Here is a 7,138-nt window from a genome sequence, read left to right as displayed (position 1 = left end):
TCCGGCAAGATCATGCGCCGCCTGCTGCGCGACATCGCCGAAGGCCGCGAGGTCGGCGACACCACCACCCTCGCCGACAGCACCGTCATGAACCTCATCCAGTCCCAGCTCCCCACCGCGAACCAGGACTGATACCGGCCCGGCCAGGAGGCCGGGAATGACGGAGCCGTGCCCCCGGGCGGTCGCCACCGCCCGGGGGCACGGTCGTGCAGCGGTCCTGGCCGAGCACCGGTCCTTGCCGGGGCACCGATCCTTGCCGAGCCCCCGGCGCGGCGACCGACGTCCGACCGGCAGCCGGGGCAGACCCGAGGTGTGGGTGGCCAGGTAGAGCTAAGTGATCGGCCGCCCTTGCGGATGGCCAGCAGTCCGGTGAGGACCTTGCTGATCGAGCCGATCACCAAGCGGGTGTCGGAGCGGACCGGGCGTTCGCCGGGGCGGTCGGCGTGGCCCCGGCGGGCGACGGGCGTGTACTCGACGGTGGGAAGGCGGTCACCCGTCTGCATGCGGCCGACGCCGTTCGGGTGCCGGCCGCATGCAGACGGGGTCGCTGCGCCCCCCGCTACCCGCCCCCTAACCACCCCGTTCCCCGCCCCGGGAAGCCCGCCGGCGGCCACCGCCGGGCACCGCCTCAGGGTGCAGCGGGAGCCCGGGAGGGCTTAAGTCCTTGGGTAGGACGATCCGGATATCGCCTCGCGGTTCCCCGTAGAATGTCAACGACGCAACAAGATCTCCGCGTCATGGGCGCGCCGGGAAGTCTGGTCGGCACTGCACCACCCGTGCATCCGTACACCGTTGCCGCCGCCCAGGAGGTCCCGCCGTGGCCAGCCAGCCGCCCACGAACGAGCCGACGCCCCGCCGCCAGTTCCTCGGCCGACTGTCGCTGCCCGAGCGCACCTTCATCGCCGACGCCCTGCGGACCGAGACGGTCGGCGGCATCCTGCTGCTGATCGCCGCCGTCGTGGCGCTCATCTGGGCGAATGTCTGGCCGGAGGCGTACGAGAGTGTGCTCGACCACACCGTCGGCCCGTCCGGACCGCTCCACCTGGACCTCACGCTGGAGGCGTGGGCCAACGACGGACTGCTGGCGATCTTCTTCTTCGTGGCCGGCATCGAGCTCAAGCGCGAGTTCGTCGCGGGCGAGCTGCGCACACCGAGCGCCGCCCTGCTACCGGTGGTCGCGGCGGTGTGCGGGGTGATCCTGCCCGCGGTCATCTACACCGTCATCAACTCCGGCAGCGGGGGGCATCCGGGCGGCTGGGCGATCCCGACCGCCACCGACATCGCCTTCGCGCTCGGTGTGCTCGCGGTGGTCGGCACCCATCTGCCGTCCGCGCTGCGCGCCTTCCTGCTCACCCTCGCCGTGGTCGACGACCTGATCGCGATCCTGATCATCGCGGTCTTCTACAGCTCCGGCATCGAGTACTGGGCGCTCGGGCTCTCCCTCGCCGGCCTGGTGCTCTTCTGGTTCCTGCACCGGCGCGGGGTGCACGGCTGGTACCTGTTCGTGCCGCTGGCCTTCGTGATCTGGGCGCTGATGCACGAGAGCGGTGTGCACGCCACGGTCGCCGGTGTGGCGATGGGCCTGATCCTGCGCTGCCACCGGACCGGCGATGAGGAGCAGTCTCCGGGGGAGCACATCGAGCACCTGATCCGCCCGCTGTCGGCCGGGCTGGCGGTGCCGGTCTTCGCCCTGTTCGCGGCCGGGGTGACGCTCTCCGGCCCGGCGCTCGCCCAGGTCTTCACCCAGGCCACGCCACTCGGGATCGTCATCGGGTTGCTGGTCGGCAAGACGGTCGGCGTCTTCGGCGGCACCTGGCTGGCCGCCCGCTTCACCCGGGCCGAGCTGAACCCGCGGCTCACGTGGGCCGATCTGTTCGCACTGTCGGTCCTGGCCGGCATCGGCTTCACGGTCTCGCTGCTGATCAGCGAGCTGGCCTTCCCCTCCGACCCGGAGCTCGCCAACAAGGCCAAGGCCGCCGTCCTGGTCGGTTCGCTGCTCTGTGCACTGCTCGCCACGGTGCTGCTCAAGCTGCGCAACCGGCACTACCGGCAGCTGTGCGAGGAGGAGGACCGCGACCTCGACGGCGACGGCATCCCGGACGTCTACCAGCAGGACGACCCGGCCTGGCAGGCCCGGATGGCCGCCCTGGCCGAGCGCGCCGAGCGCGCCGAGCGCGCCGAACATCCCGGACGTGCCGAACATCCCGGACGTGCCGAACGGACCGGACGACCCGAGTCCGCCGGACCCGCCGAGCGCCGGCCGGACGGAACCTCCGACCCCGAGCGCTGACCCCGCCCGTAGCCCCCGCCCCGGCGCCACCCCACACAGCCGCCCCGCACAGCCGTCCGACGCGGGCACCGAACGCGGGCACCCCGCCGACGCGGCCCGCCCACCCCGGTGCCGACACCCCGCCCCCACCCCCGTACCGGCGGCCCGGACCGGCCGGGACATGCCACTCCGGCGGGGCCCCCGGAGTGGTGTCCGACTGACCGGTAGGGGCATGATTCTGAGCTGTCGACAGTCCACGGACGCCACCGGGCCCACTCCGGCCCCGGTGTCGTACGGCCGCAGAGGAGAACCGCTGATGCCCGCAGGAGCCGCAGACCCGTCCAGCAACGGCCGGGCGCCCTACGAGGGCGAGCGTTCGGTGGGGCAGCTGTTCGCCGCGGCCACCGCCGACCTGTCCGCGCTGGTCCACGACGAGATCGCGCTGGCCAAGGCCGAGCTCCGCGCCGACGTGAAGCGCGGCGTCTCCGGCGGTGTGTCACTGACGGTCGCCGGGGTGGTGGCGCTGGCCGCCGTACCGATGCTGAGCGCGGCGGCGGCCTACGGGATCCACGCGCTGGGCCTGTCGCTCGGCTGGTCGTTCCTGATCGTGGCAGGCGCCTACCTGCTGCTGGCGGCGCTGCTCGGCCTGCTCGCGCTGCGCTCGTTCAAGCGGATCGAGAAGCCGCGCCGGACCATCGAGGGCGCCCAGAAGACCGCCGACGTGCTCAAGAACGCCCGCCCGCGCCCGGCGACCCAGGAGGAGATCGACCGTGCCCTGGGCCGCATCCCGTAACACTCCGGCGCCGCCGGGCCCGCCGAGCACCGGCGCCGCATCCGCCCGCTCCGGCGCCGTGCCCGCCCAGTCCGGCCCCGGCCGGCCGGGGCGGCCCGGTGGCAAGGCCCGTACGGCGCACACGGCCCCGTACGCCCCCGGCGCACCGAGAGCGAGTGCCGGGCACGTGTCCGGCGCGGGGATGTGACACGCTCTCGGTATGCCGCTCGACCAGAAGCCCGTGCCCTCGCAGCCGTCCGCCGCCTCCGGTACCGCTCCCGCGACCTCCCCCGGGAGCGGGACGACCGGGGCCGGGACGACCGGGGCCGGTTCCGTTGCCGAGATCGCCGCCGAGGCCGCGCCGGGTGCCGCCCGCGGCTCCGAGGGCCCCCAGGAGGCCTGGAGCATCCGGCAGGCCGGTCCGTGGACCCATCGCGACCTCGCGGCCAACGGCGCCCGGTTCCACATCGCCGAGCTCGGCCAGGGACCGCTGGTGCTGCTGGTGCACGGCTGGCCCGAGTACTGGTGGGCCTGGCGCCACCAGCTGACCGCACTCGCCGAGGCCGGCTACCGGGCCGTCGCGCTCGACCTGCGGGGCATCGGCGGCAGCGACCGCACCCCGCGCGGGTACGACCCGGGCAACCTGGCCCTGGACATCACCGGCGTGATCCGCTCGCTCGGCGAGAACCGGGCGCACCTGGTCGGCCACGCCTCCGGCGGCACGCTCGCCTGGGTGGCGGCCGTGATGCGCCCGTCGGTGATCCAGAGCCTCACCGTGGTCTCCGCCGCGCACCCGCGGGACCTGCGCCGGGCACTGCTCACCGACCGCCGCCAGATGGCCGCCTTCGAGCACGTCCTGGGCTTCCAGCGGCCGTGGATACCGGAACGCCGTCTGGTGGCCGACGACGCCGCCCTCGTCGGCCGTTACCTGGACGCCTGGACCGGGCGCACCCAGCTGGACCGGGCGGCGGTGGCCGCGTACCGGCAGGCGATCCAGATCCCGAGCACCGCGCACTGCTCGATCGAGCCGTACCGCTGGCTGCTGCGCTCGATGGCCCGGCCCGACGGCATCCAGTTCGCCCGCCGGATGAAGAAGGAGATCACCGCGCCGACCCTGCACGTCCAGGGTGCGGCCGACCCGGTGCTGCTCTCGCACACCGCGCTCGGCGGCGGCGAGTACGTGGCGGCGCCGTACCGCTGGCGGCTGCTGCCGGGGGTCGGGCACTTCCCGCACGAGGAGGCGCCGGAGGAGTTCACGGCCGAGCTGCTCGACTGGATCGGCCAGCACAAGGACTGAGCGCGAGACCTGGGCGCGGGAACTGGGCACGGGGCCTGGGCGCGGGAACTGGGCACGGGGCCTGAGAACGAGGACTGGGCACGGGCCCGGCACGGGATCCGGCCCCGCGGACGGCGCACAACAACCGGCCACAAGGACTGCCCAGGTCCTCCCCCGACTTCCCCAACTCTCCTAATATTGCGCTCATATGACAAACGCATAGGCCAACTCGCCGCGCCACGGGCGGTTACCCCGAGCGGCCCAGGGGCATCCATTGCGGTATGACCTGGATGCCCGATCGCGGCGGCGACCAGCGCGGCCGACGCCACAACAGCTCGCGCCTCGACAGCTCACTCCGGAACGCCTCGCTCCAGAACGGCGTACGCCCGGGCGGCACGCTCCAGAGCGGCGTGCCGAGGTCCGGACCCCGCCCGGACCGGGTGGAGGACCTCGGCCACGAGGGTGCCGACCACGGGGAGCGCCCGGACCGGTCGCAGCTCGGCATTCCCCGCATCCTCGGCCGCCGCGCCCGCTGGGTGGGCGCGCGGCTGCGGCGCGAGGGCTGAGCCCCGGCGCACCCGGCGCTCGGCGCGCCGGGCGGACGCCCGGTACGTCCGGCGCTCACCCCGCCCGACGCCCCGCGGCGCCCCCGCCTCACTCGGAGCGCACTCGACGCACACGACACGCACGACGCGCACTCCGACAAAGCGGACTCCGAGCGCGCTCAGAACAACACCCGGAGCGCGCTCGGAGCCCAGGGCCCCGGGTGTCCGCTCCGCGCAGCCCAGGGTGTCCGCTCAGAGCGCGCAGCCCTGGGTGTCCACCCGGGCGGTCGCGGTGGCGCCGCTCTCGGCCTCCGTGCGCACCTCGGCGGCGGTCAGCACGTAGCCGGTGTCCGCGCTGTCCAGGGACTTGGCGAAGACCATGCCGAAGACCTGCCCGTCGGGTGTGAGCAGCGGCCCGCCGCTGTTGCCCTGGCGGACCAGGGAGCGCACCGAGTACACGTCCCGGTCCACCTGCCCGCGGTGGTAGATGTCCGGGCCCTTGGCCTGGATCCGCCCCCGGATGCGGGCCGGCTGGACGTTGAAGGCACCGTTCTCCGGGAAGCCCGCCACGATCGCGCTGTCGTTGGTCTTCGCCTCGCCCGCGAAGGGGAGCGCCGGGGCGTTGAGCTTCGGGACGTCCAGGATCGCGATGTCGCGCTGCCAGTCGTAGCGGACCACCGTCGCGTCGTACAGCTGGCCGGTGCCGCCGACCTGGACGGTGGGTTCGTCGACGCCGCCGACCACGTGGGCGTTGGTCATCACCCGGTGCGGGGCGTACACGAAGCCGCTGCCCTCCAGGGTCTTGCCGCAGGCGGTGGCCGTCCCGACCACCTTGACCAGGCTCTGCTTGGCCCGGGCCACGGCCGGGCTCGCGGCCAGCGCCGGGTCCGGGTTGTCGACCTCGGTGATCGGCTCGTGCTCGAAGGGGTTGAAGACCTGTGGGAAGCCGTTGCGGGCGAGCACCTTGGTGAAGTCGGAGAACCAGTTCGGGGCGTCGGAGGGCAGCGTGTCCTGGACGCCGCCGAGGATCGCCGAGCTGCGCACCTGCTTGGAGACCGTGGGCATGGACGTCCCGGCGAGCGCCGAGCCGATCAGCCAGGCCACCAGCAGCATCGAGATGACGTTGACCACCGCACCGCCGGCCGCGTCCAGCGCCTTGGCCGGACGGCGGTCGATGTGGCCGCGCAGCTTCCAGCCGAAGTGCGTGGTGACGGCCTGGCCGATCGCGGCCAGCACGATCACCACCACGACCGCGATGACCGAGGCGGTGGTGCCGGGGCTGAGGTGGCTGAGCAGCAGGGGCAGCAGTTGGACGGCGATCAGGCCGCCGCCGAGGAACCCGAGGACCGACAGCACGCCGACCACGAAGCCCTGCCGGTACCCCGACACGGCGAACCCGACGGCGGCGACGATCAGCAGCAGATCCAGGACGTTCACTCGGACACCCTCCCACGGCGGACCGCCCCGTGGGTGGGCCGGACGCCCCGGAGGCGGCCCGGCCGCCCACGTCCGCGCCGGATCACGTGGCCGGGGTGTCGCCGCCCGGTCGGCCGGCGGAACGGTCACGGTCGTGCTCGCCCCTGACCAGCTCCAGCGCCTCCTCCGACAGGTCGAGCATCCGGGAGGCGTCCCAGGGCAGCTCCAGGCCGCTGTGGTGGAGTACCCGGTCGATCACGCCCGCGGTGAAGCCCCAGACCAGCCGCCCGGCCACCGCGAAGGCCGGACCGGCGTGGCCGGAGGGATGGCGCAGCCTGGCCCGGTTCGCGGGGTCGGTCAGCTCGGTGAGCGGCACCCGGAACACCGCACCGGTCTCCGCGCTGTCCATCGGGGCGACCGGCGACTCCTCCCGCCACCAGCCGAGCACCGGCGTCACCACGAAGCGGCTCACCGGGATGTAGAGGGCCGGCAGCGTGGCGAAGACCTGCACACCGGACGGGTCCAGGCCGGTCTCCTCCCAGGCCTCGCGCAGCGCCGCCCGCACCGGGCCGGGGCCCTCCGGGTCACCGTCCTCGGGGTCCAGAGCGCCACCGGGGAAGGAGGGCTGGCCGGCGTGCGAGCGCAACGAGCGGGCCCGTTCGATCAGCAGCAGGTCCGGCCCCTCGGCGCCCTCGCCGAACAGCATCAGCACGGCCGAGGCGCGCCCGCCCTCGGCCGGCGGCAGGAACCGGCTCAGTTGCTCGGGCAGCACCCGCTCGGCGGCGTCCCGTACGGGCAGCAGCCACGGGGGCAGGCCGTCGCGCTCGATCCGCGGGTCGGGAGCGATCCCCGGGGTCACC

The 7,138-nt window shown here is 74.0% G+C and carries 6 protein-coding genes; 4 read left to right on the top strand and 2 right to left on the bottom strand.

The window, feature by feature from the left end:
- Window positions 1-817 precede the first annotated feature (817 nt).
- From nhaA to ACWEQL_RS23390, 4 genes are all read left to right on the top strand, one after another.
- The gene (nhaA, locus tag ACWEQL_RS23405; RefSeq protein WP_452152243.1) at window positions 818-2,290 is read left to right on the top strand and encodes a Na+/H+ antiporter NhaA; all 1,473 of its coding nucleotides are present in this window, start codon (window positions 818-820) and stop codon (window positions 2,288-2,290) included.
- 295 nt (window positions 2,291-2,585) lie between these two features.
- Entirely contained in the window at window positions 2,586-3,062 is a 477-nt protein-coding gene (locus ACWEQL_RS23400; RefSeq protein WP_452152242.1) for a phage holin family protein, read from the top strand.
- A 199-nt stretch (window positions 3,063-3,261) separates the two neighbouring features.
- A complete protein-coding gene (locus tag ACWEQL_RS23395; RefSeq protein ID WP_452152241.1) occupies window positions 3,262-4,338 on the top strand; it encodes an alpha/beta fold hydrolase in 1,077 nt (358 codons plus the stop codon).
- A 260-nt stretch (window positions 4,339-4,598) separates the two neighbouring features.
- Entirely contained in the window at window positions 4,599-4,883 is a 285-nt protein-coding gene (locus ACWEQL_RS23390; protein ID WP_452152240.1) for a hypothetical protein, read from the top strand.
- A gap of 231 nt (window positions 4,884-5,114) precedes the next feature.
- Here the strand turns inward: ACWEQL_RS23390 and ACWEQL_RS23385 are convergent, their stop codons facing one another.
- Window positions 5,115-6,299 (bottom strand): MarP family serine protease, encoded by a 1,185-nt coding sequence (locus ACWEQL_RS23385; protein ID WP_452152239.1) that lies wholly within the window; start codon window positions 6,297-6,299, stop codon window positions 5,115-5,117.
- An 82-nt stretch (window positions 6,300-6,381) separates the two neighbouring features.
- Window positions 6,382-7,137, bottom strand: a complete 756-nt coding sequence (locus ACWEQL_RS23380; protein ID WP_452152238.1) for an NUDIX hydrolase — start codon at window positions 7,135-7,137, stop codon at window positions 6,382-6,384.
- Window position 7,138 lies beyond the last annotated feature (1 nt).

The sequence above is a fragment of the Kitasatospora sp. NPDC004240 genome (genome assembly GCF_053603215.1).
This window is presented reverse-complemented; position numbering and strand designations above follow the sequence as displayed.

Bases quoted from the DNA above. Each gene is read 5' to 3' on its own strand.
- ACWEQL_RS23390 (WP_452152240.1), top strand. From the start codon at position 4,599: ATGACCTGGATGCCCGATCGCGGCGGCGACCAGCGCGGCCGACGCCAC.
- ACWEQL_RS23400 (WP_452152242.1), top strand. From the start codon at position 2,586: ATGCCCGCAGGAGCCGCAGACCCGTCCAGCAACGGCCGGGCGCCCTAC.
- ACWEQL_RS23395 (WP_452152241.1), top strand. From the start codon at position 3,262: ATGCCGCTCGACCAGAAGCCCGTGCCCTCGCAGCCGTCCGCCGCCTCC.